The organism is Lachnospiraceae bacterium KGMB03038 (assembly GCA_007361935.1).
In the GTDB taxonomy this organism is placed as follows: Bacteria; Bacillota; Clostridia; order Lachnospirales; family Lachnospiraceae; genus Massilistercora.
The window spans coordinates 257851-284648 of the sequence record CP041667.1; the positions used below are offsets into that span (position 1 = coordinate 257851).

General features: G+C 47.9%; 27 protein-coding genes and 1 pseudogene. 24 read left to right on the forward strand and 4 right to left on the reverse strand.

All coding sequences use genetic code 11. The features are described 5' to 3' along the window. Positions 1–73: 73 nt before the first annotated feature. On the reverse strand, positions 74–727 hold the full coding sequence (gene deoC, locus FND36_01280; protein ID QDW72782.1) for a deoxyribose-phosphate aldolase: 654 nt from the start codon (positions 725–727) through the stop codon (positions 74–76). Between the two features lie 238 nt (positions 728–965). Here deoC and FND36_01285 point away from each other — a divergent pair, with 238 nt between their 5' ends. The 8 genes from FND36_01285 (at position 966) to xylB (ending at position 10072) form a co-directional block, all read left to right on the forward strand. Then, on the forward strand, positions 966–2081 hold the full coding sequence (locus tag FND36_01285; GenBank protein QDW72783.1) for a substrate-binding domain-containing protein: 1116 nt from the start codon (positions 966–968) through the stop codon (positions 2079–2081). A 66-nt stretch (positions 2082–2147) separates the two neighbouring features. Beyond that, positions 2148–3644, forward strand: coding sequence for a sugar ABC transporter ATP-binding protein (locus tag FND36_01290; protein QDW72784.1), 1497 nt, complete (start codon positions 2148–2150; stop codon positions 3642–3644). A gap of 3 nt (positions 3645–3647) precedes the next feature. Further along, a complete protein-coding gene (locus FND36_01295) occupies positions 3648–4592 on the forward strand; it encodes an ABC transporter permease (GenBank protein ID QDW72785.1) in 945 nt (314 codons plus the stop codon). Positions 4593–4647: 55 nt separating this feature from the next. Beyond that, positions 4648–5670, forward strand: coding sequence for a zinc-dependent alcohol dehydrogenase family protein (locus FND36_01300; GenBank protein ID QDW72786.1), 1023 nt, complete (start codon positions 4648–4650; stop codon positions 5668–5670). A gap of 15 nt (positions 5671–5685) precedes the next feature. After that, positions 5686–6837, forward strand: coding sequence for a glycerol dehydrogenase (locus tag FND36_01305; protein QDW72787.1), 1152 nt, complete (start codon positions 5686–5688; stop codon positions 6835–6837). Continuing rightward, a complete protein-coding gene (locus FND36_01310) occupies positions 6804–7631 on the forward strand; it encodes a transketolase (protein ID QDW72788.1) in 828 nt (275 codons plus the stop codon). The genes FND36_01305 and FND36_01310 overlap by 34 nt, the downstream gene beginning before the upstream one ends. Before the next feature lie 12 nt (positions 7632–7643). Beyond that, on the forward strand, positions 7644–8582 hold the full coding sequence (locus FND36_01315) for a transketolase family protein (protein QDW72789.1): 939 nt from the start codon (positions 7644–7646) through the stop codon (positions 8580–8582). Positions 8583–8584: 2 nt separating this feature from the next. Then, complete coding sequence (gene xylB, locus FND36_01320; protein QDW72790.1) at positions 8585–10072, forward strand: xylulokinase; 1488 nt, start codon at positions 8585–8587, stop codon at positions 10070–10072. A 45-nt stretch (positions 10073–10117) separates the two neighbouring features. On the opposite strand, the gene FND36_01325 is transcribed toward xylB, so the two are convergent. Next, on the reverse strand, positions 10118–10579 hold the full coding sequence (locus FND36_01325) for an Hsp20/alpha crystallin family protein (GenBank protein QDW72791.1): 462 nt from the start codon (positions 10577–10579) through the stop codon (positions 10118–10120). A 21-nt stretch (positions 10580–10600) separates the two neighbouring features. After that, positions 10601–11062: an Hsp20/alpha crystallin family protein gene (locus FND36_01330; GenBank protein ID QDW72792.1), complete on the reverse strand. Its 462-nt coding sequence runs from the start codon at positions 11060–11062 to the stop codon at positions 10601–10603. Positions 11063–11441: 379 nt separating this feature from the next. Here FND36_01330 and FND36_01335 point away from each other — a divergent pair, with 379 nt between their 5' ends. From FND36_01335 to FND36_01365, 7 genes are all read left to right on the forward strand, one after another. After that, positions 11442–12587 (forward strand): iron-containing alcohol dehydrogenase, encoded by a 1146-nt coding sequence (locus FND36_01335; GenBank protein ID QDW72793.1) that lies wholly within the window; start codon positions 11442–11444, stop codon positions 12585–12587. Between the two features lie 54 nt (positions 12588–12641). Next, positions 12642–13544, forward strand: a complete 903-nt coding sequence (locus FND36_01340; GenBank protein QDW75507.1) for an alpha/beta hydrolase — start codon at positions 12642–12644, stop codon at positions 13542–13544. Positions 13545–13565: 21 nt separating this feature from the next. Next, positions 13566–14927 (forward strand): MATE family efflux transporter, encoded by a 1362-nt coding sequence (locus FND36_01345; protein ID QDW72794.1) that lies wholly within the window; start codon positions 13566–13568, stop codon positions 14925–14927. Positions 14928–14956: 29 nt separating this feature from the next. After that, positions 14957–15826 (forward strand): prolyl oligopeptidase family serine peptidase, encoded by an 870-nt coding sequence (locus tag FND36_01350; protein QDW72795.1) that lies wholly within the window; start codon positions 14957–14959, stop codon positions 15824–15826. A 36-nt stretch (positions 15827–15862) separates the two neighbouring features. After that, positions 15863–16750 carry a LysR family transcriptional regulator gene (locus tag FND36_01355; GenBank protein QDW72796.1) on the forward strand — a complete coding sequence of 296 codons (888 nt, stop codon included), beginning with the start codon at positions 15863–15865 and terminating at the stop codon, positions 16748–16750. A 136-nt stretch (positions 16751–16886) separates the two neighbouring features. After that, the gene (locus tag FND36_01360) at positions 16887–17942 is read left to right on the forward strand and encodes an alpha/beta hydrolase (GenBank protein ID QDW72797.1); all 1056 of its coding nucleotides are present in this window, start codon (positions 16887–16889) and stop codon (positions 17940–17942) included. Further along, positions 17939–19105 (forward strand): iron-containing alcohol dehydrogenase, encoded by a 1167-nt coding sequence (locus FND36_01365; protein ID QDW72798.1) that lies wholly within the window; start codon positions 17939–17941, stop codon positions 19103–19105. The genes FND36_01360 and FND36_01365 overlap by 4 nt, the downstream gene beginning before the upstream one ends. Before the next feature lie 81 nt (positions 19106–19186). Here the strand turns inward: FND36_01365 and FND36_01370 are convergent, their stop codons facing one another. After that, a complete protein-coding gene (locus FND36_01370; protein QDW72799.1) occupies positions 19187–19864 on the reverse strand; it encodes a Crp/Fnr family transcriptional regulator in 678 nt (225 codons plus the stop codon). Positions 19865–19948: 84 nt separating this feature from the next. Here FND36_01370 and FND36_01375 point away from each other — a divergent pair, with 84 nt between their 5' ends. From FND36_01375 to FND36_01415, 9 genes and pseudogenes are all read left to right on the forward strand, one after another. Then, a complete protein-coding gene (locus tag FND36_01375; GenBank protein ID QDW72800.1) occupies positions 19949–20284 on the forward strand; it encodes a TIGR04076 family protein in 336 nt (111 codons plus the stop codon). Positions 20285–20381: 97 nt separating this feature from the next. After that, on the forward strand, positions 20382–20918 hold the full coding sequence (locus tag FND36_01380; GenBank protein ID QDW72801.1) for a flavodoxin family protein: 537 nt from the start codon (positions 20382–20384) through the stop codon (positions 20916–20918). 47 nt (positions 20919–20965) lie between these two features. Continuing rightward, a pseudogene (locus tag FND36_01385) lies at positions 20966–21100 on the forward strand (ATP-binding cassette domain-containing protein). 236 nt (positions 21101–21336) lie between these two features. After that, complete coding sequence (locus FND36_01390; GenBank protein QDW72802.1) at positions 21337–22008, forward strand: response regulator transcription factor; 672 nt, start codon at positions 21337–21339, stop codon at positions 22006–22008. Next, positions 22005–23108, forward strand: coding sequence for a HAMP domain-containing histidine kinase (locus FND36_01395; protein ID QDW72803.1), 1104 nt, complete (start codon positions 22005–22007; stop codon positions 23106–23108). The genes FND36_01390 and FND36_01395 overlap by 4 nt, the downstream gene beginning before the upstream one ends. Next, positions 23105–23653, forward strand: coding sequence for a hypothetical protein (locus FND36_01400; protein ID QDW72804.1), 549 nt, complete (start codon positions 23105–23107; stop codon positions 23651–23653). The genes FND36_01395 and FND36_01400 overlap by 4 nt, the downstream gene beginning before the upstream one ends. A gap of 272 nt (positions 23654–23925) precedes the next feature. After that, on the forward strand, positions 23926–24708 hold the full coding sequence (locus FND36_01405; GenBank protein QDW72805.1) for a helix-turn-helix domain-containing protein: 783 nt from the start codon (positions 23926–23928) through the stop codon (positions 24706–24708). A gap of 174 nt (positions 24709–24882) precedes the next feature. Next, complete coding sequence (locus FND36_01410; GenBank protein QDW72806.1) at positions 24883–25332, forward strand: MarR family transcriptional regulator; 450 nt, start codon at positions 24883–24885, stop codon at positions 25330–25332. After that, positions 25329–26720 (forward strand): MATE family efflux transporter, encoded by a 1392-nt coding sequence (locus FND36_01415; protein QDW72807.1) that lies wholly within the window; start codon positions 25329–25331, stop codon positions 26718–26720. Before FND36_01410 ends, FND36_01415 begins: the two co-directional genes overlap by 4 nt. Positions 26721–26798: the final 78 nt, after the last annotated feature.

Here is a 26798-nt window from a genome sequence, read left to right on the forward strand (position 1 = left end):
TCTATTATCATTATATCATAAATCAAAATCTGTTCCAACATCTTCGCTGTCAGGAAAAGGAATGAAACAGGTGTTACGACTGATTTTTTTCAATCTTGACCAGCCTGCTGGTTCCAAGCCTGGAAGCACCCAGCTCAACGAATTTCTCGGCGTCCGCGAAAGAAGAGATTCCTCCCGCGGCTTTGATCTGTACATCCGGACCTACGTGTTTGGCGAAAAGCGCTACATCGTCAAAAGTTGCTCCGCCGGTGGAAAAACCGGTAGATGTTTTGATAAAGTCCGCGCCGGCCTGGGTGACAAGCTCGCACATTTTTATTTTCTCATCTTCTGTCAGAAGACAAGTTTCAATGATCACTTTTAAGATATGCTGTCCACAGGCTTTTTTGACAGCACAGATCTCATCTCGGACGAATCCATAATCCTTATCTTTCAGCGCGCCGATATTGATGACCATATCAATTTCATCCGCGCCGTTTTCGATGGCGTTCTGAGTCTCGAATACCTTTGTTTCCGCAGTGGAATTACCATTGGGGAAACCGATCACGGTACAGATTTTTATAGTTTCTCCAGCATATGCTTTAGCTTTTTTAACATAACAGGGAGGGATGCAGACAGATGCGGTCTCGTATTTGGCGGCATCATCGCAGATTTCTTTGATCTGCTCCCATGTAGAGGTCTGAGCTAAAAGTGTGTGATCTACTTTTGATAAGATTTCTTTGTGTGTCATAATGTTATCCTTTCTGAAATGTATTTGTTGATACAGTTATACCATTAATATTAGGACAATTAATGTGTTCTGTCAATAACGTTTGGCTGAAAATGATTGAAATTGACAAAATAGTGATTCAAAATAAGCTAAAATTTGAAAATAGTGATTGAAAAATGCTTTTATATGTGATATTATGCATTTATAAAGACGAAAACGTCAAAAAAGAACAAAAAAGAAGCGAAAGGGAGGAAAAAACATGCAAAAGAAATCATCAACTGCAAAACTGAGAAGCAAGATCTTGTCAATCGCATTAGTGTTTGTGCTTGTTCTGGGACTTGCGGCCTGTGGTTCATCCGACGATTCCGGTTCGGATTCGGAAGGAGGCTCTGATGAGAGCTTTTCCGTTGGATTTGCGCTGAGAACTACCAACGGCGCTTATTACGCGACCATCGGCGACATCATTACAGAACAGTGTGAAGAACTGGGCTGGGAGTGCACAGTGCTGGATGCAAACGACGACACAACAACAGAATTGGAGAACATGGAAACTTTGACCGCTTCCGGTGTTGATCTGATCTTCCTGGATTGTGTAGATCCAAGCGCGGCTACGGCAAGCCAGCAGGTTGCTTACGATGCGGGAATCCCAGTGATCAATCTGGACTCTGGCGTAGATGATATGAGTATGCAGGTTACTACCGTATATTCAAACAATGAGCAGAACGGACTTGCGGTAGGGCAGTATTATGCGGCGACTCTGGACGAGGGCTTTGAGATCAGCGCGGTTCTTTTGAGCGGAAACACAGGATCTATTGCCGGAACTCAGAGAAGAGACGGTATGATCGCTGGAATCATCATGGAGCGGACAGGATGTACGGAAGAAGAAGCCTGGGCGGCTGCTGAAGAGATGGAAGCTTCTCTCGTCAGCTCAGGAAAAGCTTCTAATGAAGAAGCTAAGTTTACCATTACCGGTCAGGGATGGGGCAACTGGACTATCGATGAAGGTCTGGTTGCGGCGGAAGACCTGATCACAGCAAATCCAGATGTGAACCTTGTAATGGCAGAAAATGACCCGATGCTGATCGGAGCGATGACAGCGCTGGACAATGCGGGCATCACCTACGGAACAGACGGTACCGCGCAGCTTATCAGCGCGGCGGACGGAAGCAAAGACGGCTATGACGCGATCAAAGAGGGCAAGATCCTGGCAATTGGAGAGAACAGCCCGGTTAAGATCGCGGAGCTGGGAATGCAGATTGCTCAGGAGATTCTGGTAGATGGTGAAGATCCAGAGTCTTACGACGACATTACAATGACAGAAGCAGCGGCCGTTACCGCGGAAAATGTAGATGAACATTACGATTACGGTTTTTAATCATTGAAAATATGAGGACTATGAGCTGGGCCGGTAAAACGGCCCAGCTTGTATAAAGGAGCAATTATGGAGAATGTACAGTATCGGTTAGAAATGCAGCATATTAGTAAAAGATTTGGCGGAATACAGGCACTAAACGATGTTTCTGTCCAGGTGGCTCCAGGAGAGATCCATGCGCTGATCGGTGAAAACGGCGCCGGGAAATCCACCTTGATCAAGATACTGTCGGGCGTCTATACCCGCGATTCTGGAACTATATGCATAGACGGGAAGCAGGTAAATATATCCTCTCCATTAGATGCCAAAATGCTGGGGGTTTCTGTGATCTATCAGGAATTCATGCTGGCTCCGGATCTGACGGTAGCAGAAAATATTTTTATTGACCGTCTCTCCGGCGGTAAGAAATTTATTAATTGGAAGAAATTAAGGGAAGATGCAAAAGAGATCCTGAAAGATCTGGGATTTGAGAATATTCAGGTTACCGACAAGGTGGGACGGCTGAGCGTGGCTCACCAGCAGATCGTTGAGATCTGCAAGTGTCTGACGAGAAATGCCAAAATATTGATCCTGGATGAGCCTACTGCTGTATTAACGGTAACAGAGATCGACAGATTGTTTTCTCTGGTCCGTCTTTTAAAGGAAAAGGGAGTCAGCATTATCTTTGTTTCCCATCATTTGAATGAAATCTTTGAGCTGTGTGACTCTTATACGGTGTTAAAAGACGGTGGCTTTGTCAAGAGGGGGCAGGTGAAGGACACAACGACAGAAGGACTGATCCAGTCCATGATCGGACGGGAATTATCTCAGATGTTCCCCAAGAGGAACGCAAAGATCGGAGACGTTGTTTTAAAAGTCGAGCATTTGAACGTTGGAGACAAAATAAAGGATATCAGTTTTGAAGTAAGACAGGGAGAAGTCCTTGGATTTTCCGGCCTTGTAGGGGCGGGGAGAACGGAAGTCATGCGCGCGGTGTTTGGAGCTGACGTACGGAGTTCCGGGAAGGTTTATTTCCTAGGAGAAGAGCTGCATGCAAAAGAGCCAAAAGACGCGGTAAAGAAAGGACTTGGCTATCTGGCTGAGGACCGCAAGAGCCTGGGGCTTCTTGTAAACCAGAGTATTAAAGTGAATACGACTTTGACCGCTTTAAAGAAAGTCACAAACCACGGCTTTATCAGGCGCAGATATGAGAACCAGCAGGTAGAGTCTCTGCTGAAGAAGATGTCCACAAGATACGGAGGGCTGAATGACGATGTCAACAGCTTGAGCGGTGGAAACCAGCAGAAGATCAGCTTTGCCAAGTGGATCTGGGCGGACTGCAAATGCGTTATATTTGATGAACCTACCCGTGGTGTGGACGTTGGGGCAAAAGTAGAAATATATGAGATCATTAACCGTCTGGCGGAACAAGGGACGGCGGTTATCATTGTATCTTCAGAGATGACGGAGATCATCGGGACATGCGACCGGGCGATCATCATGTCACAGGGCAGGATCACCGGGGATCTGAAGAAAGAAGAACTGACTGAAGATACGATCATTAAGTATGCAGTGAAGGGAGACTAGGTGATGAAAAAAACAAGCAGGATCAAGCAGCTGCTATTGGATAATAATACGTATATCATTTTTTTGGCGTTATTTATCATATGCTGTCTGCTTTCGGACAAATTCTTTTCTTACATAAACTTAAGGAATATTCTTTTGCAGCAGGTGAGCCCTATCCTGGTCGCGCTGGGGATGCTGATGGTCATACTGACAGGCGGGATCGATCTGTCAGTGGGAAGTGTTATGGCGCTGGGATCATCGCTGACAGCAGTTCTTGCCACACAGATGGGCATAGACTGGAGAGTGGCGATTCTGATCACATTGATCGCCGGAATTGTAATGGGAGCTTTTACCGGATTCTTAGTGGCTTACTGTAATTTCCAGGGATTTGTAGCGTCCCTTGCGGTCATGACTATTGCCAGGGGATTGGCGTATACGATCACCAACGCGACGCCGGTCAATCTGGAAAGAAATACATTAAACACATTGACCTCCAGAGATTTGGGATATCCGGTCATCATCATTACACTTTTGATCTTTATCGCATTTGTGATCGTAGAGAAATATACGGTTTATGGAAGGATCGTGATCGCTGTGGGAAGCAACAGCGAAGCCGTGAAGCTTTCCGGAATCCGTGTAAAAAGATATCTTCTGTCTGTATATGTGATCAGCGGATTCTTATCCATGCTGGCGGGGATTTTTATCGCGGCCAGGTCAAATGTAGGAAACTCCACGATCGGAGAAGGGCAGGAGCTGGATGCCATTGCGGCCTGCGTTATCGGCGGCGCCAGCCTGGCTGGAGGAAAGGGATCTGTCACAAAGACGGCCATCGGAGCATTGACACTTGCGTTGATCGGAAATATCATGAATCTTTTGTCTGTTCCTGCGTATCCACAGGAGATCATCATGGGATTCATCATTATCGTGGCTGTATTCCTTCAGGTATTTACAGACCGGGGAAAAGAATGATAAAAAGCACAGCGGTGTGATAAAAGGCTGGAAAGCAGGAAGGAGCAGGGCAGAAATGAAAGCAGCGAGATTTTATGAAAAAGGGAAACTTGTGGTAGAAGAAGTACCTGTAAAAAAACCGGAAGCCCATGAGGTTTTGATCAAGGTAAAATATTGCGGCATCTGTGGGACAGACGTACATATCTTTCAGGGAGAGAAGGGGTCCGCAGAAGTAGATCCGCCGGTCATCCTGGGACATGAATTGTCCGGAGATGTGGCAGAGATCGGAGAAGGGGTCACAAAAGTCAAGGTAGGAGACAGAGTGAGCGCAGATCCCAATACCTATTGCGGGAAATGTTATTTCTGCGCCAATGGGAAGAAACACCTGTGTTCGGATATGCAGGGACTGGGAACTGCGAGAGACGGAGGCTTTGCAGAGTATATTACGGTACCGGAGGAAACCGTATATAAAATCGCGGACCATGTAAGCTACGAAGCGGCCGCAATGACAGAACCATTGTCCTGCTGTCTCCACGGCATGGATCTGGCGGACGTCCAGGTAGGCGACACCGTTATGATCATCGGAACAGGCAACATCGGCCTTCTTATGGTACAGCTTGCCAGGACAGCCGGAGCAGAGAAGATCATTGCGGTAGAACCAAATGACAGCCGCAGAGAAAAGGCGAAAACACTGGGCGCCGATATCTGCATAGATCCAAAGGCGGAAAATATAAGAGAGATAGCAGAAGAAAACGGGATTCAGAATATCGATAAGGTGATCGACTGCGCAGGGCTTACTTCCACAGCAGAAGATGCGGTGGAATACGCCGGAAAAGGGGCGACAGTGGTCTTGTTTGGCCTGACCGGTCCTGACGATGTTATGAGCTTAAAACCATTTGAACTGTTCAAAAAAGAGCTTACCATCAAAGGATCCTTTGTTAATCCAGATACGTTTGAGCGTGCGGGACGTCTGCTCTCCGGAGGCCGTGTCAAAGTAGAGGACATTATTACAGGGATCATTCCGCTGGATAAGATCCAGGAGGTTTTTGAATCAAAGCTCTATGCGAAAGACGGAAAAGTGATCATAAAATGTTTCTGATGGAGGTGGAATAACATGTCTGATTTCTCCAAAATGTCAAGGGGATGGTGTTCGCCGGAACGGTATGTACAGGGACCGGGAGAATTTGACAATTTAAAATTTTATACCGATAAATTTGGCAGAAAAATTCTTGCCTTTATCGATGGGTTTCTATACGATGAGTTTGGAAAAAGACTCAAAGCTTTATACGAGGAAGAAGGATATGTGGTAAATGCCGTGGCTTTCTCTGGCGAAGTGACAGAAGAGCTGATCGATGAAAAGGCAAAAGAATTCAGTGAAGACAGGCCGGACGTAGTGCTGGGAATCGGGGGAGGAAAAACCATTGATGTGGCAAAGGCTGTGGGAACGAAATTAAATCTTCCGTTCCTGGTGATTCCCACCATAGCGGCGACCGATGCGCCCACCAGTTCACTGTCTGTAATCTACCGGACCGACGGTTCCCATGCGGGAGAATTCTTTTATGACCACAGCCCAAGTGTTTTGGTGGTGGACAGCCAGATCATTGCCCAGGCGCCGACGCGGTTCCTGGTATCTGGTATGGGAGACGCGCTTGCCACGCTGATCGAGGCGGAATCTACCAGGAAATCCAATACGCCGAATCTTGTCTATCATAAAGCGGGAGGATTCCGGCAGACTTTAGCGGGACAGGCAATTGCCAGGGCGTGTTATGAATCATTGATGAAGTATGGGGTATTTGCAAAGACCGCCTGTGATCAGAATGTGGTCACAGATGCGCTGGAACATATTATTGAGACCAACATCCTGTTAAGCGGACTTGGATTTGAAAATAACGCTACATCAGGCGCCCATTCCATCAATGACGGCCTGACGGCGGTGGAAAACAGCAGTAAGACTATGCATGGCGAAAAGGTGGCTTTTGGCTGCATTGTCCAGTTGATGATGGAGTGCGCCCCTCAGGAGAAGTTAGAAGAAGTACTTTCTTTCTGTATGGAAGTAGGACTTCCCGTCTGCCTGGAAGATTTGTTTGTGGAGAATACAGACAGCAATATCCAGAAGATCGCGGAAGCCTCCATGCACAGCAATTGGGGAAACATGCCATTTGATGTAACTACGGATCTGGTATATTCAGCCATTAAAACAGCAGACGCATATGGAAAGGGATATAAGGAAGCATGGAATATCAAGCACAAGAAGCAAGAGAATTAGCAGTAAAGATCAGAAAAAATATACTGCGGAGCATTGCGTCAAAGGGGACCGGGCATGTAGGAGGATCTCTGTCGATCGCGGATATGCTGGCAGTACTGTACAGTGGAGTTATGAACATTGATCCCAAAGATCCTGCGAAAAAGGACAGAGACTTTATCGTCCTTTCAAAGGGACATTGCGGACCAGCTTTGTATGCGGCTCTGGCGGCAAAAGGATATTTTGACGAAGCGCTTCTGGAAACATTGAACCAGAATAATACGACGCTGCCAAGCCATACGGACAGACTGAAAACTCCGGGGGTAGATATGACTACCGGCTCACTGGGACAGGGGGCTTCTCTGGCAGCGGGAGCTGCTTTTGCGGATAAACTGAACCATGCCGGGAATTATACCTATTTGATCCTGGGAGACGGAGAACTGGATGAAGGCCAGGTGTGGGAATCCTTCCTTTTTGCGGCCCATCATAAACTTTCAAACCTGATCACTGCTGTGGACGTAAATGGGAAACAGCTTGACGGGACGACAGACAAGGTCTGCGGTCTGGGGGATATTGGGGCAAAATTCAAAGCGTTCGGATACCGTGTCATAGAAGTAGAGAATGGAAATGATACAGACAAGATCTATGAAGCGATCTTAGAGGCGCAGAAAGAAAAAGAAATCCCTTCTGTACTCCTTTTACATACCATAAAGGGAGCTGGGATCAGGAAATATGAGGAGATGGCCAATTGCCATTCTATCCCGGTAAGCAAAGAAGAACTTCCAGATTTTTATAAAGAACTGGATGGACAAGAATAAAGGGGGCGCGGTATGAAGGAACTTAGGAAGGTATTTGCGGAGACGCTGGGGGAATTGATGAAGAATGACCGGAATGTGATCTATCTGGAAGCAGACCTGGCCGGAGCGATCGGAACGGCCGGACTGTTTGAACAATTTCCGGAGCAGGCCTTTGATCTTGGGATCATGGAAGCGAATATGGCGGGAGTGGCGGCAGGAATGTCGGTAAAAGGCAAAATTCCTTTTATGCACAGCTTTGGAACCTTCGCCTCCAGAAGATGCGCGGATCAGGTATTTCTGTCCGGCTGCTATAACCGGGCGAATCTAAAGATTGTGGGATCTGACCCTGGAATCACTGCCGAGTCGAACGGAGGAACCCACATGCCGTTTGAAGATGTGGGGCTTTATCGGTCGTTCCCGGAAATGGTCATCCTGGATGTGGCGGAGGAGACCCTGCTGAAAAAACTGCTGGTAAAAATGGCTCAGGAATACGGGCCTATGTATATCCGCTTCCCCAGAAAAGAGAAGACTGTGTACTATGAGGAAGACCAGGAATTTACCATAGGAAAAGGCGTTATCGTCAGAGAGGGAAGCGATGCTTCTATCATCGCTTCCGGCATAGAAGTAAAGGAAGCCCTGCTGGCGGCGGAAGAACTGGAACAGGAAGGAATCAAGGCAAGAGTGGTAGATATGTTTACCATTAAGCCCATCGATCAGGAGTTGATCCTTGCCTGCGCAGATGAGACGGGAGCTATTGTGGCAGCAGAGAACCATAATAAGATTGGGGGACTTGGTTCTGCGGTCGCGGAAGTTCTGTCGGAAAACCGGGGCGTGCCGTTTAAGCGGATCGGTGTGCCCGACTGTTTTGGAGAAGTGGGAAGCAGAAGTTTCCTTGCTGACAAATTTGGGATTTCCAAAGAGCATATCAAACAGGCGGTGAAAGAAGTGCTTCAGAGAAAGCAGAGGGCATAAATATGAGATATTTAATGGGAATCGACCTTGGAACTTCCAGCGTAAAAGCATTGATCACAGACGAAAAAGGGAATCCAAAGGGAATTGGCCAAAAAGGCTATGAGGTACAGACCCCTATCGTGGGTTATGCCCAGCAGGATCCGGAAGAATGGTGGGAGTGTACGAAACAGGCGGTCCGCCAAGCCCTTGCTTCTGCGGATGTTGGGGGGAAAGAGATCGCCGGGATCGGGTTCTCTGGCCAGATGCACGGAATGGTGGCGCTGGATCGGGAAAAAAGGCCTGTGGGAATGGCGGTCATCCATCTGGACCAGCGTTCAAGAGAAGAAAGAGAAGAGATCTATCGGACGGCGGGAAGTCTTCTGGGGGAGGAACTTTTTAACCAGCCTTCTGCCGGAATGCTGATCTGTTCTCTTCTGTGGATGAAGAAGAATCACCGGGAAGAGTATGACAGGATCGCGGTTGTAATGTCTCCCAAGGATTATATCCGCTACCGTTTGACCGGAGAGATTGCTACCGATCAAAGTGACGCCAGCGCAACCTTAGCGTTTTCAGTCAAAAAATCCCAGTGGTGCTGGGAACTGATCCGGCGGCTTGATCTAAAAGAAGATATCTGGCCAGAGGTATACGGCTCTTGTGAGATCACAGGAACCATTACCAAAGAAGCTGAGAGGGAAACGGGCCTGGCTGCCGGAACGAAAGTAGCTGCGGGAGGCGGAGACTGCGCTGCTCAGCTAGTCGGAAACGGCGTGATAGAAGAAGGGATCGTCTCCTGCAATATAGGAACCGCCTCTCAGTTAGCGGTTGTGACAAGCCGGGCTGTACAGGATGAAAAGATGCGCTGCCAGCTCTGGTGCCATTCGATCCCCGGCCTATGGATCTATCAGGGCGGCGCGCTGAACGGCGGAAATACGCTTGGCTGGCTGAGAAATAAGATCCTGGAAACAAAAGGAGAGTTTGCCAGCCTGGATGAAAGAGCGTCCCAGGTTCCGGCTGGCTGTGAAGGGCTGCTGTTCCTTCCCTATCTGGCAGGGGAGAGGACTCCTTTTAATAACCCTCTGGCCAAAGGCGTCTTTATGGGGCTTAGTATGAAACATGACCAGGCTTATATGGTCCGGGCCGTGATGGAAGGGGTATTGTATAATCTCAGAGAATGCAAAAAGATTTTTGACGAGATGCAAGTCCCCCAGAAAAAAGTAGTGGCCTCCGGGGGCGCGGCAAAAGGAATCTGCTGGAAACAGATTCAGGCAGACATGCTGGATATGCCTGTGCATACTACGGCGGTACAGGAAGAAGCGTGCTTTGGCGCTTTGATCATGGCATCTGTGGGTATTGGAATCTATACGGACATCTATGAGGCCTGCCGCTGTCTGGTGTCCTGGAATCCCAAGGTGACAGAACCGATCCCGGAACATGTGAAGAAGTACCAGGAGCAGCAGGCTGTCTTTGAAGAATTATATGAACGAGTGGAAGGGATATTTCCCAAACTGTAAAACGGGAGGGCTGCCGAGGCAGTCCTCCCGTGATCTATCTTCTTATCAGCCTTCGATCTCAATATATTTCTTCGCGTCTACGGCCGGTTTGACCTCTTTCTTTGGAACAGTGACTTTTAATACTCCATGCCGGAACTTAGCGCGGATGTCTTCTTCCGTCAGATCATCTCCTACGTAAAAGCTTCTCTGGCAGACGCCCGCATACCGTTCCTGGCGGATATAACGCCCGGATTTCTTATCTTCTTCCGGCTCTAATCCTTTCTCGGCGCTGATGGTCAGATACCCGTTATCCAAAGAAAGCTGGATATTATCTTTCTTGAAGCCTGGCAGATCCAGCAGGATTTCATACCGGTCTTTATGTTCCTTGATATCTGTCCGCATCATATGTCTAGCCCCCTGGCCATACAGCTTTTTCTCAACTTTTCTCAAGTTTCTATCGTCAAACCAAGGAAAGTCATTCCAAAGATCATCGAATAAATTATCATTGAAAACGCTTGGTACTAACATAAGTCATTCCTCCTTCTAAAATCAGCCTTCAATAGCGATCTGTTTCTTGGCGTCAACAGCCGGTGAAGCCTCTTTCTTTGGAAGTGTCAGTTTCAGGATACCGTCTTCGTATTTGGCCTTTACATCTTCCTGCGTAAGATCGTCGCCTACATAGAAGCTGCGGCTCATCGCGCCGGAATACCGTTCCTGACGGATGTATTTTCCATTGTCGTCCTTCTGGTCTTTGTCGAGACCTTTCGAGGCGGAAACAGTTAAGTAGCCATTTTCAAGCTGAGCGTTGATTTCATCTTTCTTAAAGCCTGGCAGGTCAATATCAACTTCATATCCTGCGTCCGTTTCACGGACATCTGTTTTCATCATATTTTTTGCGTGCTTTCCATAAAGAGGATTCCTTCCGTTCCAGAATGCTCTGTCAAAGTTATCAAATGGGAAATCCATCCAATCATCAAATAAGTTTTCTCCAAAAATACTAGGCATCATCATAAGTCATTTCTCCTTTCCTGATTGAAACATCTTTATATGCGCCGCTTGCGCGGCTGCCATCAGCACTCTTGAAGTTGTCTCAAGTGTTGTAAGCAAGTGGAAACGCTGGAGTGGGAATTCTTTTTTCATTCCCTTCCTTTGTTCTATCTGTACTATAACACTAGTTATTATCACTGTCAAGAGGTGAGTGCTAAATTTTTTAAAATTTTTCTGGAAGCCAAGAATTTTTCGCTTTGGATATCGAAGGAGCAAAATACTTACCTAATATATACAAGAAAATAGACCAAACTTGCGGGTATATACTTACGAACTTATTGTTTCTTCAACCGTCGGAATAATCGGCTTATAATGAAAATCAGGAAGAAAGGAGAGATTTGTAATGCAGAACTTTACGTATGAGTACCCCACAAAAGTTTATTTCGGAGAAGGAGCGGCCAAAGAGCATCTGGCGGAAGCGGTTGACGGTTATGGGAAAAATGTAATGCTGGCTTACGGCGGCGGTTCCATCAAGAAAAACGGAATTTACGAAGAAATAAGATCGATTCTGGAAGAAGCAGGCAAAACCGTGTTTGACTTCTCCGGTATCATGTCAAACCCAACTTATGCGAAAGTACAGGAAGGGGCAGAACTTGCAAAGAAAGAAAAGATAGATTTTATCCTTGCGGTTGGCGGCGGCAGTGTGGTGGATTGCTGCAAAGTGGTCTCGGCCCAGGCCGTCATGGAGGAAGATATCTGGGAAGCCCAGTATACGAAGCATCAGTATCCGTCCAAGGGGATTCCCATGGGAGCCATCGTAACAGCTTCCGGAACCGGGGCGGAGATGAATTCCGGCGCTGTCATCACCTGTGAGGATAAGAAGTGGAAAGGCTTGATCGTGGGAATCGGTGGAGTGTTCGCGATTCTGGATCCGGCTTACACCCTGTCGGTTCCGCCTATGCAGGTGATCTCCGGAGGATTTGACACCTTAAGCCATGCCATGGAAACTTATTTTGGGAATTCGGATCAGGAGAATGTGTCGGATGATGTATCCCTTGCGATCATGCGCAGCACGGTAGTAAACATGCGGCGGCTTCTGGAGAAGATGGATGATATCCAGGCAAGAGGGAACCTGATGTGGGATTCCGCAATGGCGGAAAACGGAATTCTGAAGGTGGGGAGGCTGACAGATTTCCAGGCCCATCAGATAGAGCATCAGCTGGGCGCTTATACAGACTGTAATCATGGACAGGGCCTTGCTGTGATTCAGCCGGTCTATTACCGTCATATCGTAAAAGACGCAAAAGAAAAATTCCAGAGATTTGGCGAAGCAGTATTTGGAGTGGATACGCCGGAAAAGGCGGTCGAAGCTTTGGCGGATTTTGTTAAAGAGTGCGGTCTTCCATCCAAGATGGGAGAATTACGGTCAAAGATAGAGATCACGCCGGAAGTCTTGAGAGAAGTGGCGGATACCTGCAATGTGATCAAATGTAATCCGCGGGAACTTAGCAGAGATGAGATCTATGATATCCTGATGGAATGTATGTAAGAAAATATATTAAAAAGGACGGAAGACGGAAGCATGACTGATCACGGATGGGAGATGGAACGAACAGTGCTGAATGCAAAGACAAGAATCATAGATGTGATAGACGATCCACTATTTGAAGACTATGGAAGACTGATCTTTCCAACGGCTTTTGGGAGGCCGTCTGCCTCCATGACTCTGGCTGATGCCGGCTCTATGCTGATCTATCACAATGATATCCGCACGGATACAACCATAGACGTGATCAGCGAGATGAAGAGACGGCGCGGCCAGGGTGATCAGATTTTTTTCGATATTTATTCAGAACAGGAAAAAAGAAAAGACCCGGAGAAAAGAGACACGGGTCTATTTTACTTCTCAGGGAAGCCCAACGCGCCTTTTGCGGTTATCTGCGCGGGAGGCGGATTCTACTATGTGGGATCGATTCATGAAAGCCTTCCACATGCGCTGGAAATAAGCAGAAGAGGCTGTCATGGATTCGCCCTTGTATATCGGACCAGAACCGCGGATGCCGCTTGTGAGGATCTGGCCAGGGCAATCTGCTTTATCTTTGACCATGCAAAGGAACTGGGAATCTGTACGGAGGGCTACTCCTTATGGGGAGGATCGGCGGGAGCCAGAATGGCTGCTTATCTTGGATCTTTCGGTACAGAAGGATTCGGAGAAAAGAGGCTTCCCAGAGCGGCGGCCGTGGTCATGCAGTATACAGGGCACAGCCAATACACAAGGAAAGATCCAGCCACATATGCCTGTGTGGGAGGCCGGGATGGGATTGCCGACTGGCGTGTGATGAAGCGGAGACTGGAGTGTCTGGAAAACTTGGGCATTGATACAGAATTCCATCTGTATCCCCGCCTGCGCCATGGTTTTGGTCTGGGGATCGGAACAGAGGCGGAAGGGTGGATCGAGGATGCATTCCGGTTCTGGCAGAAAAATAGGAAGAAAGATGAACAATAGAGGAAAGAAGGCAGATGTGGAATGAGGAAAGAAGAGATATCGGAGAAAGAACTGTTTGAGGATCTGCCGGTGCCAAAAGCAGTGGCAATGCTGGCGATCCCTACGATCATCAGTCAGATAGTTACAATGATCTATAACTTGGCTGACACTTTTTTCGTCGGCCAGATCGGGAATCCGTATATGGTAGCCGCGGTATCCCTGGTTTCTCCCTGGTTCAATCTGCTTACGGCAATTGGGAATCTGTTCGGCCTGGGAGCGGGAAGCCTGATCTCCAGAATGATGGGGAAAAATAATCATGGGGACATTAAAAATGTTTCTGCCTTTGGCATCTGGGGAGGGACGGCGGCAACCCTTCTGTTTTCGGTTCTCACATTCCTTTTCCGAGAGCCCTTGCTGTCTTTTCTGGGAGCCAGTCCGGACACTTACGGATATGCGGAAAGCTATCTGTTCTATGTGGCAGTACTGGGAGGCGTCCCTACTATGCTGAGTTTGACGATGGGGCATCTGCTTAGAAGTGAAGGTCACGCAAGATGGGCCAGTACCGGAATGATGTTTGGAGGAATACTGAATGTAATATTGGATCCGGTTATGATCTTTGGGTTTCATCTGGATGTGACAGGGGCAGCGGCGGCTACCGCGCTTTCCAACCTTGCATCGGTAGTGTTCTTTGTGGCTATATATGTACGTTTAGGGAAAAAAAGCGCGGTATCTCTGAATCCCAAGTATTTTACTTTTCGATTTATCCGTCCGGTCTTTTCTGTAGGAATCGCTTCCGCGCTTGCCACTACTCTGGGAAATGCATCCAATATGGTGATCGTAAAACTGGCGGCCGGATATGGAGATATTCCGGTAGCGGCTTATGGGATCGTCAAACGGATCGATCAATTTCCGCTAAATGTGTCCATGGGCCTGTGCCAGGGATTTATGCCGCTGGTGGGATATAATTATGGGGCGGGCAATTATAAGCGGATGCGGGAGGTGTCATTCTTTTCGTGGAAAGCCGCGGCGGCAATGTCTGCCTGCTTTGTGGTTTGTTTCGCGGTATTTTCCCATCCGATCCTCCATTTGTTTATTCCGGAGGCGGAAACCAGCGCGCTGGGAGCAAGTTTCCTTCGGATCGCTTGCCTGTCCGTCCCATTTACAACGGTAAACTTCCTGATCAGTTATACGCTTCAGGCAATGGGGAAAGGAGTTCAGTCGGCTATCCTGACGTTTAGCAGGCAGGGGCTTTTGAATATTCCCCTGCTGATCCTGATGGATATAACGGTGGGTTTGTATGGAATGATATGGACCCAGTTGATCGTAGAACTGATCATGCTGCCGGTTTCCCTGGGAATGTATATGCATACATGGCGGAGATTGAAGCAGACAGAGAAAAGGTAGAAGTTCTATAGAAAAGAGGCGATAAGAAAATGAGATATAAAATAGTTATATGTTTTTTGGCGGCAGGTCTGCTCCTTCTGGGAGGCTGTGAAAGATCGGACCGGAAAGGCGGCGAGACAGAAACAGTGGCCTCCCAGGAGGAAAACGAAGAAGAGTCTCAGGGAGGGGCGGCGGCTGTTACAGGAGGAACAGAGGAATATCGGGGGTTTACTTTGGATCATGTACTGCACTCCGAGGAAAACGGAGATATTCATTACAATCTCTATGTTCCGGACAGCTATGACGGCAGCGAGCCCTATGCTCTATTTTTCACGCTTCCGGGATATGAGGGCCTGTATTTTCACGGGGTGGGGGAAAACCTGTATCGGGAAGATTTTGGATTTACTGCCAGGGAATATAATTCGGAGATGATTATTGTGGCGCCTCAACTTTCGGACTGGGGAGAGACTTCCGCGGATCAGACCATTGCGTTGGCGGAGTATTTCCTAGCCAATTATAATATTGATCCGGATCAAGTCTATGCAGAAGGGTATTCCGGCGGAGGGGAGACCATGTCCCTGGTAATGGGGAAGCGTCCGGAACTTTTCACCGCTTATCTCCAGTGCAGCTCCCAGTGGGACGGAGCATATGATCCGGTGGTAGAAAGCCGGACCCCTGTTTATCTGGTGATCGGAGAAGATGATGAATATTATGGATCGGGCCCCACGCAGGAGGCCTATGATAATCTATATAGGCGATATCAGGAAGAAGGGCTGTCAGAGGAAGAGATCGATGAACTTCTGGTACTGGATATAAAGCCGGCAGAATACTTTGAAAGCCAAGGGGCGTCAAACCAGCATGGCGGCGGAAGTCTTTTTGCGAAAGATGATGAGATCATGGGCTGGCTTTTTGGAAAATAGAGTGATATCATAGGGGCTAAAGAAGGGAGGACGATTATGTACAATCTGCAGCTGGAAACCTTTATCGTTGTGGCGGACCTGGGAAGCTTTAATAAAGCGGCGGAAGCGCTGTATATCACTCCGCCGGCCGTTACAAAACAGATCAATCTCTTGGAGAAAGATATGGGATTGAAATTGTTCGTCCGGACCCATCGAGGGCTGTCTTTGACAGAAGCAGGAAAATCCCTCTATAAAGATGCCAAATATATTATTCAGTACTGTAAAGAATCTGTAGAACGGGCGAAGAGGGCCATGGAGGAAAAAGATAATGTGATCCGTATCGGAACTTCGCCCATGACTCCGGCGGCCCCTTTGATCCAGACTTGGTCCAAAGTGCAGAAAAAATATCCGGATATCAAGCTTCAGATGGTTCCCTACATGAACAGCCTGGAAAATGCCAGAGAGATCCTGAAGAATCTTGGGAAAAATATTGACGTGGTGGCGGGGATTTTTGACGAGACCATGCTGAAACTGCGCCAGTGCAGCGGGCTGGAACTATCCAGGCAGAAAATCTGCTGCGCGGTTTCGATCAATCACAGGCTTGCGGAAAAAGAGGTCCTTACACTTCAGGATCTGCACGGAGAGAATTTCTTGATGATGCATCGGGGCTGGAGTAAATACGTAGATGAACTAAGGGATGATATCTGGAAGAATCATCCGCAGATCCATGTGGTGGATTTTGATATTTACAGTGTGGATATTTTTAACCAGTGCGAGAATAGCAACGATATTCTTATGGCGGTGGAAAACTGGAAGGACGTACATCCTCTGCTGAAGGTCATTCCGGTAGAATGGAAATACACGATCCCCTATGGGATCTTGTACTCACAGGAACCTTCTGAATTAGTGAAAAGATTCTTAAAAGCGGTGCAAAAAGCTGTTTAGAGCGAAGCGCGTTTTTAGTATAAAGCATAAGGTATTAACTGGGAAACTAATGGAGACTTCTGCTGAGGTCTCTTTTTTTGTACAATAATGCCAGCGATAGCAATAGAAATAGAAACAAGACGGGAGGCGTAAAGATATGAAAAGAATCATAGCAGTGTGTTTCATGATTCTGGCGCTTTGCATAACAGGCTGTTCTTTGGGAGCGGCTCCGGAAACTGGGGAGAGCGGGGAAAACCAGAAACAGGCAGAATCTGGGGAAGAGCAGCAGGAAAAGGCGGAATCCACAGGACCTGTGAATAGGGAGACGAAAGTGGCAGATGTGGTATCTGATCCGGATTTTGAGGGATTTGGACAATTCTTGTTCCCACTGGATGGAAGAGAGGCGGACGAAGATATGACCCTTGAGAATATTGATTCACTGCTTCCATATCACAATGATATCGACCCGGATACGACGGTGGACGTGATCAACGCTATGAAGACCAGTGTAGAGGAAGGCGAGACGATCTTCTATGACATTTATTCTGAGGAAGAGAAGCAGGAGGACCCGGATAAGGAGAACACAGGGCTGTTTTTCTTTCGGGGAGAGGAAAACGCGCCGTTTGCTGTGGTGAACGCAGGCGGTGGATTTGCGTATGTGGGCTCTATCCATGAGAGCTTCCCCCATGCCTTGGAATTAAGCCGTCAGGGATACAATGCCTTTGCGCTCCAATACCGGACCGGAGGAGCGGATGTGGCGTGCGAGGACCTGGCCGCCGCGATTACATTTATCTTTGAACATGCGGAAGAATTGGGAGTTAGTACAGACTGCTATTCGTTATGGGGCGGTTCTGCCGGAGCGAGGATGGCAGCCTATCTGGGATCTTATGGCCCGGCGGCTTACGGCGGGGCAGACCTGCCAAGGCCAGGAGCAGTGATCATGCAGTATACAGGCCATACGGACTATACGGAGAATGACCCGCCCGCATACGCCTGTGTGGGAGAAGATGATAGGATTGCCAATTGGAGGACCATGGAGCAGCGGATCGAGAACCTGGATGCGGCAGGGATCGAGACGGAATTTCATCATTATCCTGGGGTCCAGCATGGATTTGGGCTGGGAATCGGGACTCCGGCTGAAGGATGGATTGGCGATGCGGCGGCCTTCTGGCAGGATCAGATCGAGAATGGGCAGGAGGAAAATGAAAGATGAATAATTTTATCTATGAAAATAAGACGAAGGTTTACTTTGGCCGGGGGTGTGTGAAAGAATTCCTGACCTGCCTGGTCAAGGACCATAAGACGATCATGATGGCATACGGGCAGGGGTCTGTCAAGAGAAATGGAATCTATGACGAGGTCCTTAATATCCTGATGAAAGCAGGCAAAGATGTGGTGGAATTTCCGGGGATCATGCCTAACCCTACCTATCAGAAAGTCCTGGAAGGAGTAAAACTGGCAAGAGAAAAAAAGGTGGATCTGATCTTAGGGATTGGCGGCGGGTCTGTCATGGACTGCTGTAAGGCCATATCCCTTGCGGCCAGGTTTGATGGTGATGCCTGGGAGAACTTCTGGGAGAGAAAGGGGATCGTGGATTTTGAGCCGGTTCAGACGGGTGTGATCGTGACCGCCGCAGGAACCGGAAGTGAATGTAATGGAGCGGCCGTGATCACCAACGAGGACCGGAAGGTGAAAACAGGATATGATTATCCAAAATGTAATCCTAAATTTGCTCTGATGGATCCGGCTTATACGTTTACCGTGCCGAAAGAACAGATGGTATCCGGCGCGTTCGACAGCCTTTCCCACATGATGGAGACGTATTTCAGTGAACCGGATGAACAGAATGTATCCGACGAGATTTCAGAGGCGCTGATGAGAAGTGTGATAAGAAATCTGAAGGCTGCGGTGAGAGACCCGGAGGATTATACGGCAAGGAGCAACCTTCTGTGGGATTCTACGCTGTCTGAGAACCGCCTGATCAAGCTTGGGAAGAAATGTGACTTTACCTGTCATCTGATGGAACATCAGATCGGCGCGTATACGGACTGTAATCATGGGCAGGGAATGGCGGTATTGCAGCCGTCCTATTACCGCCATATATACAGAGACGGCCTTGGAAAATTCGCCAGATTCGCCAGAAATGTATGGATGATCCGGCAGGAAGGGAAATCGGATGAGGAACTGGCAAAAGAGGGAATCGAAGCGTTGGAGGGCTTTATCCGTGAAGTAGGACTTCCTGCAAGCCTGAGAGAACTGGGGGTCAAACAGGAGGATCAGTTAAAAGAGATCGCGGATTCCTGCCATGTATCTCTGGGGAGTTACCGGAAGCTGGAGCCGGAAGAGATTCTGGAGATCTTCCGGGAGTGTTTTTAAAACTGTGTAAATTTTTATACAGAAGGAAATGGCTATTTCCTGTAGACTGGAGTGAGCAGATAAGAAAAAATCCGGAGCCCTCTAAGGCTGGAGGGTCTCCAGAGAACAGTAAGCCTCCAGTGCCTGCTGGTCGATGATCTCAATCCATCGGCGGTGAGGAATGATGATCTTTTCATCCCGAAGCCGGGCCAGATTGCGAGCTGCGTTTACACGTGTCATAGTCAGGATCTGAGCGATATTTTCTTGTGTCAGATCAATGCGCCCTTCCTGGCCGGAAGGAGAATTCTGCGAGAAAAGATAGAGCAGATTGCACAATTTGATGAAAGAGCTGTTGTAGTCCTGGTGCGCGCTTTCGTAAAGGAGAAGATTTACATAAGAAGCGTACCAGTTCAGGGTGCAGAGCATAAGCTGCCTGTTTTCACAGAGCATCTGAAGAAATGCTTCATTGGTAAAACACAGGGTTTCCATCTCCGATACGGCAGTTACAGCGATGGACTGCTCGATTTTGAAGGAAGACTGATGGCTGACAGGGAAAATCGTGCCGCTGCTGTGGAAGGAAGAAATCTTGCGGAAACCGTCCTCGTGTTCCAGCGTGGCGACGGCAACGCCGGATATTACATAGTAGACGTGGGTAAGCGGTTCGTCCAGCCTCCACAGATATTCTTCTTTTTGAAAAATTCTTCTGATATGGGGCTGGGTGAGAAAGTATTCGTAGAAACCGGCGAAAGTATTTGTGAAAAAATAGCGTGGGATCAGCATGGCAGAACCTCCTTCTTTCGGGATGGTTTTATGATAGCACAGGAGGAAACAGACTGCAATTGTAAGGAAAGGAAGGTCATTTCTATGAAAAAGTGTAAGATTACTGTTTTAAAGACAACCTTGGACGAAGAACTGGCAAAGGAATACGGGATTGAAGGATTGACAGCCTGTCCCATGCTGAAAGAAGGCCAGGTATTCTATGCGGATTACGCAAAGCCGGAGGGACTCTGCGACGAGGCGTGGAAAGCGATCTACCAGTATGTATTCGCCCTTTCTCATGGTATGGGGGAAGAGCTGTTCTACTACGGCGATTGGATCCGCAAACCGGGAGTGGCGATCTGCAGCTGTAATGACGGGCTGCGTCCAGTGATCTTTAAGCTGGAAGAGACAGATATTGAGTCTGTTTTGGAGACAGAGTAAAGAGTATCAACCAAAAGGTTTTAACTGCGAAACTAAACGGGTCTTCTTATGAAGGCCCGTTTTTTCTATAATAAGACCAGAAAGGAGGTAGAAAGCAATGAGTAAGAAAGTGCTGATCATATCCGGAAGTCCCCGGAAAAACGGGAATTCTGATATTTTATGCGAACAGTTTAAGAAAGGGGCGGAGGAATCTGGAAATCAAGTGGAAAAGGTGTTTCTGCGCCAATTGACCATCAATCCCTGCGTAGCCTGCTACGGATGCCGGGAAACCAAAGCCTGCATCCAGAGAGATGATATGAAAGAACTGCTGGATAAGATGGTAGAAGCAGATGTGCTTGTCCTTGCCACCCCGGTATATTTTTATTCTATGGACGGTCAGTTAAAGACCATGATCGACCGGACCCTTCCCCGTTATACGGAGATCAGAAATAAGGATGTTTATTTTATCGCCACAGCCGCGGCAGGGCGCAAGGCGATGGAGCGGACCATGGATGCTATGAGAGGGTTCACGGACTGTCTGCCAGGCGCCCGTGTGAAAGGAGAAATCTACGGAGAGGGTGTGTACCAAAAAGGAGAAGTAGAGACAACACCCGCATTTAGTCTGGCCTATGAAGCCGGGAAAGCAGTCTGTTAGGAAAAATTTTTGACCGTTGGAATTCGGCGGTGATAGAGAAACCGGCGGGACAGAGACAGCTCCTTACCATTGCCAGGGTATTCCTGTGTGATCCGCCGATCCTGATTCTGGACGAGGTGACATCCAGCGTGGATACCCGTACCGAGGTGGAGATCGGGAAGGCCATGAAGAAATTTGAGTAAAAGGAGGAAAGGAATATGTATCCGGTGGGTCTGTATATTCAGAGGTTCCGGTAGAGATTGTAGAAAAAAGAAAGGATAAAAACGAGAATACCTGGGGAAGGTTAAGAAGCGGCGCCGGCTGGATCATGCTGGACCAAGAAGGCTAAAATTAACAATTTAGAAACAAAACTCAAATATTGTGGAAATATATCCTGTCTATACTAAAATCCAAAGTAATGAAAAGGCAGGAAAAGAAAATGATAGATATCCTTGTTGTGGAAGATGACGAAAAACTGAACCGGGTAGTGTGTACCTATCTAAATGACAGCGGCTTCCAGGCCAAAGGCTGCCTCAATGCCTCTGACGCCTATGATGAGATGTATGAGAAGCGATACGATCTGATCATCTCGGATATTATGATGCCGGAAATCGATGGACTTGAATTTGCAAGGACGGTGCGGGAGGTCAACGAGAGGATTCCCATTCTTTTTATGTCGGCGAAGGACGATCTTCCATCTAAGCAGAGAGGCTTCCGCCTTGGGATCGACGACTATATGGTAAAGCCGGTAGAACTGGATGAGCTGCTGCTGCGTGTCCGGGCCTTGTTAAGAAGGGCGAATATAGAGTCAGAACATAAGATCCGTGTAGGGAATCTGGAATTGGACGGGGACGGGATGAGCGCTGAGGTGAACGGAGAAGAGATCAGCCTTACTACAAGGGAATTTCATATTATCTATAAGCTGTTGTCCTACCCGAAGAAAACATTTTCACGGGCCCAGTTAATGGATGAATTCTGGGATGTGGACAGTGATACCAGCCTTCGGGCAGTGGATGTATATATGACCAAGCTCAGAAACAAACTGTCCGGGTGCGACGGGTTTAAGATCGTGACAGTGCGGGGACTGGGCTATAAGGCGGTGCTGTTATGAAGGGAAGAGACGAAAAAGGCCGACATATGATCAAAAATACCCTTTTTCCGCCTTCCCTTTTCGCCGTTTTCCTGGGGGTTCTCTTCCTGATGTCGGGGATCCATGTGGGCCTGATTGTTATGATGAATGAGCGGGGATGGAACGAACTCATTCAAGTACTGGTACCTATGCTGTATTGGGGAATTGTGGCAGTGGGGCTGACGATCTTCACAAGAAAGAAGATGAAGGATACCTATGAAGTTCCAATGCACAGGATGGCGGAGGCGGCCAAACAGGTGGCGGAAGGCGATTTTTCCGTATATATACCCACGATCCATACGGCCGCGAACTTAGACTATCTGGATATGATGATCTTGGATTTTAACAAGATGGTGGAAGAGCTGGGGAGCGTAGAGACGTTAAAAACAGACTTTATCTCCAACGTGTCCCATGAGATGAAAACTCCCATCGCCATTATCAAGAATTACGCAGAACTGCTGCAGAAGAAAAATGTAACAGAGCAAGAGCGGCAGGAATATGCCGGAGATATTGAGGAAGCGGCGGCCCGCCTGTCAAATCTGATCAGTAATATTTTAAAATTAAACAAGCTGGAAAATCAAAAGATCGATCCGGAGATCGAGAGATACGATCTGTGTGGACAATTGGAAAATTGTATCCTGCAATATGAGGAACTGTGGGACGAAAAGGAGATGGGCCTGGAAGTGGACCTGGAAGAGCGGGCGATCGTGCAGGCAGATCCAAGTCTTCTGGAAGTGGTGTGGAACAACCTGATCTCTAATGCGCTTAAGTTTACAGAGCCGGGAGGAAACGTGACGATCCGGCAGAGGGCCTTGGAAGGAAAGATCGAAGTGTCTGTTTCTGACACAGGCTGCGGGATGAGTGAAGAAAGCGCCAGGCATATTTTTGACAAATTCTATCAGGGAGATACGTCTCATTCAAAAGAAGGAAACGGTCTGGGGCTTGCGCTGGTCAAACGGATTTTAGACTTGATGGGCGGAGAGATCCGGGTGTCAAGCCAGGAAGGAAAAGGAAGCACATTCACAGTAACACTGCAAGCGGCTGATCCGGCGCCTGAAGAGATTGGAGGGGACAGAAGATGAGAGGATTTGTAGGCTATGAATATAAAGAAGTTCCCACAGACATGGGTCAGATGTCCTTCCTGATCGACAGTTATGCAAACTTTGGCTGGGAAGTGGATGAGAATATAAATGGAGGAACGCCGGAAGGATATCCCAAGAAGGCGGGAGTTTCCCATCATAAGAAAGTAGTGGTTCGGTTGAAACGGGACCGCAAGATCATGAATAAAATGGAACTTACTCGTTTACAGAGAAATTTTGAGGCCTGCGTAGAGGAAATCCGGCAGTTGGAGAAAGAGAAGACCAGTATTCCTACGGCGCAGGCGTTGACCGTAGGATTTCTAGGGACTGTGTTTATGACGGGAGCCACCTTTGCGGTGACGGCCGATCCTCCACATGTTATGCTTTGCGCCATTTTGGCGGTTCCGGGATTCCTGGGATGGATAGCTCCGTACTTTGTATACAAAAGGCGGGCCCGCAGGCAGACAGAGAAGATCGATCCCCTGATCGAAGAGAAATACGATGAGATCTATGAGATCTGTGAGAAAGGGAATAAATTGCTGAACTAAACCACGGAAGAATTGCAGCTATTTGGCCTTACAGCTCGGATTCGCAGTTATCGTGGCTAAATCCTCGCTTATGGCTAAACGCCATATGTCTGACTGATAAAAAACAGTCCCTTTGCAAGTAAACTTGCCGTGCTGTTTTTATCAGTCAGCCGCATGGCTGAATAGTTACAAAAATTACCCGTATTTGGTAAAACAAATTGACAGCACCCGTATATGGATGTATCATATAAATAGAAACAGATTGAAAGATCCAGAATGCGGGAGGGAAGATTATGCTGTACGAAGAATTGAATAAAAGAAAGAAAGAACTGGGACTGACAACGGAACAGCTTTCCCAGCTTTCCGGCGTCCCCACAGGCACGATCAACAAGATCCTGAGCGGAGAGACACGCTCCCCCCGTTATGATACCATTCGGGCGCTGGAGGCTGTTCTGTTTGCGGAGGAATATGCGCGGGAAGAAGCGCTGCGGGACAGCAGAGCGCCGTATTTCGCGAAGAGGCAGGATGAATATACGCTGGAGGATTACAGAGAGCTGCCGGAAGATGTGAGGGCGGAATTAATCGATGGAAAGCTATTCTTCCTTGAAGCCCCCAGTTTTACCCATCAGGAACTGGTCACGGAACTTCTTTTCGAGATCAAGCTGTTCATCCGGCAGCAGGGAGGACCGTGCCGGATCCTGCCCTCTCCTTTGGATGTGCAGTTGGACCGGAATGACAAGACGGTGATACAGCCGGATCTCGCTTTGGTCTGTCAGAGAGAAAAGATTACGAAAAAAGGGGTCTATGGCGCGCCGGATCTGTGTATTGAGATCGCGTCTGAATCCACCAGGAAGCGGGACTATGGGATCAAAGTGCAGAAATACATGACCGCAGGAGTGCGGGAGTATTGGATCGTGGACGTAAAGAGAGAGATGGTTGTATGTTACTGGTTTGAAGGGGAGGCTGCTCCATATATTTCTCTGTATACATTCAAGGATAAAGTACCTGTCCGTGTGTTTGAGGAAAGACTTCAGATTGATTTTTCGGAACTTACGGCAGGGATATGGAAGGAATAAAGAACGGACTCATATCTGACTGTATGGAATTAGGGCAGACAGCATATTTTTTGAATATGTATGTTCTGCCCTATTATTGTGCCTTCAGCGAGCTTGACTTTTCAATACACTTGAGTATAATGTTCTTTTGGAAACGGTTTTTTTAGAAACTAATTACAGAAAAGAGGTATAGAGGTGAAGAGGACAACGGAATTATTTATGGGACTTAGAAGTCTGTTCCGTCTGTATGACAAGATGCTGAAAAAGGTCTGTACAGAGCACGATCTTACGGTCATTGAAGCGGATATCATCAGCTTTCTGCAGAATAATCCGGGAAAAGATACGGCGGCTGATATCGTAGAGCTGCGTATGCTTTCCAAGGGGGCTGTGTCAAAGGCGGTAGAGTCTCTGATACAAAAATCTCTGCTGGAAAGAGAGCCGGATAAGGAAGACCGAAGGAAGATCCATCTTAGGCTGTGCGCTTTGGCAGGACCGGTGACAGAAAGCATCAACGAAGTGAGAGAAGAATTCCTGAGTACTATTCTGGAAGGCTTCAGCGGAGAAGAACTGGAGACGTACACAGAATTTTTGCGCAGGGTATTTACGAATACAAGAAAAGCAATGGAAGGAAGCGAACAGGTATGAAACAGACAGAACAAAACGCACAGAACAATGCGGATAAGGAGTTCCTACGGACAGAACCTTTGGGGAGGCTTCTCCTTAAGCTGGCGCTGCCAACGGTTGCGGCGCAGTTGATCAATATGCTGTACAACATTGTGGACAGGATTTATATCGGACATATTCCGGAGATCGGAGCTGCGGCGCTGACCGGAGTAGGAGTATGTATGCCGCTGATCATGATCGTCTCTACGTTTGCGGCTCTGGTTGGATATGGCGGGGCGCCGCGGGCCTCTATATTTATGGGAAAGCAGGATAAGGAATCTGCGGAACGAACCCTGGGGAACTGTTTTACGCTTCAGATCATAATCTCTATTGTACTTACTGCCGTATTGCTGATCTGGAACAAAGATCTGCTCATGGCGTTTGGAGCAAGTGAGAACACCATTGGATACGGTGTCAACTATATGAATATCTATGCGATCGGAACGATTTTTGTAGAGATCACCCTTGGAATGAATGCGTTTATCACTGCCCAGGGCTTTGCGAAGACAGGAATGCTGTCGGTTCTGATCGGCGCGGTTGCCAATATTATCCTGGATCCGATCTTCATCTTCGGTTTTGATATGGATGTGCGGGGGGCGGCCCTTGCGACGATCATATCTCAGGCGCTTTCCTGCATCTGGGTAGTCCGTTTTCTGTGCGGAAAGAAAACATTCCTGAAGATAAGAAGGAAAAATCTCCGACTGAATCCCAAGATCATACTGCCTTGTCTGGCTCTTGGAGCGGCAACATTCATTATGCAGGCCAGCGAAAGCGTGATCTCTGTCTGCTTTAACAGTTCTCTCCAGAAATACGGCGGAGACATCGCGGTTGGCGCAATGACGATCCTTACAAGCGTCATGCAGTTCGCAATGCTGCCTCTTCAAGGTCTGGGGCAGGGGGCGCAGCCTATTATCAGCTATAATTATGGGGCGGGAGACACAAAGAGAGTCCGGGCGGCCTTTAAACTGCTCTTGAAAGTCAGCTTGGGATATTCCATTCTGCTGTGGACTCTGGTCATGCTGCTGCCAGGAGGGTTTGCGGCCATGTTTACCTCGGATGCCACCCTGGTGGAATATACTAAGACGGCGCTTCGCATCTATATGGGGTCTATGTTCCTGATGGGAATACAGATAGCCTGCCAGTTGACATTTAACGCGCTGGGAAAAGCGACGGAATCCATTGTTGTTGCTGTAATGAGAAAATTTGTTCTGCTGATTCCGTTGATTTATATTATGCCTCTGATTTTAAGAGCGGATCGGGCGATGGCTGTCTATGTGGCGGAACCGATCGCGGATTTGATCGCGGTGACATTCACGGCGATCCTGTTTTCCATTCAGTTTAAGAAGACACTGGAAAGAGCAGGCAGATAGATCTATAAAAGTTTTTTATAGAAGATAACAAATTTCAATTGTACATTTCGAGAATTCAGAGATAAAATTTTCTGTGGG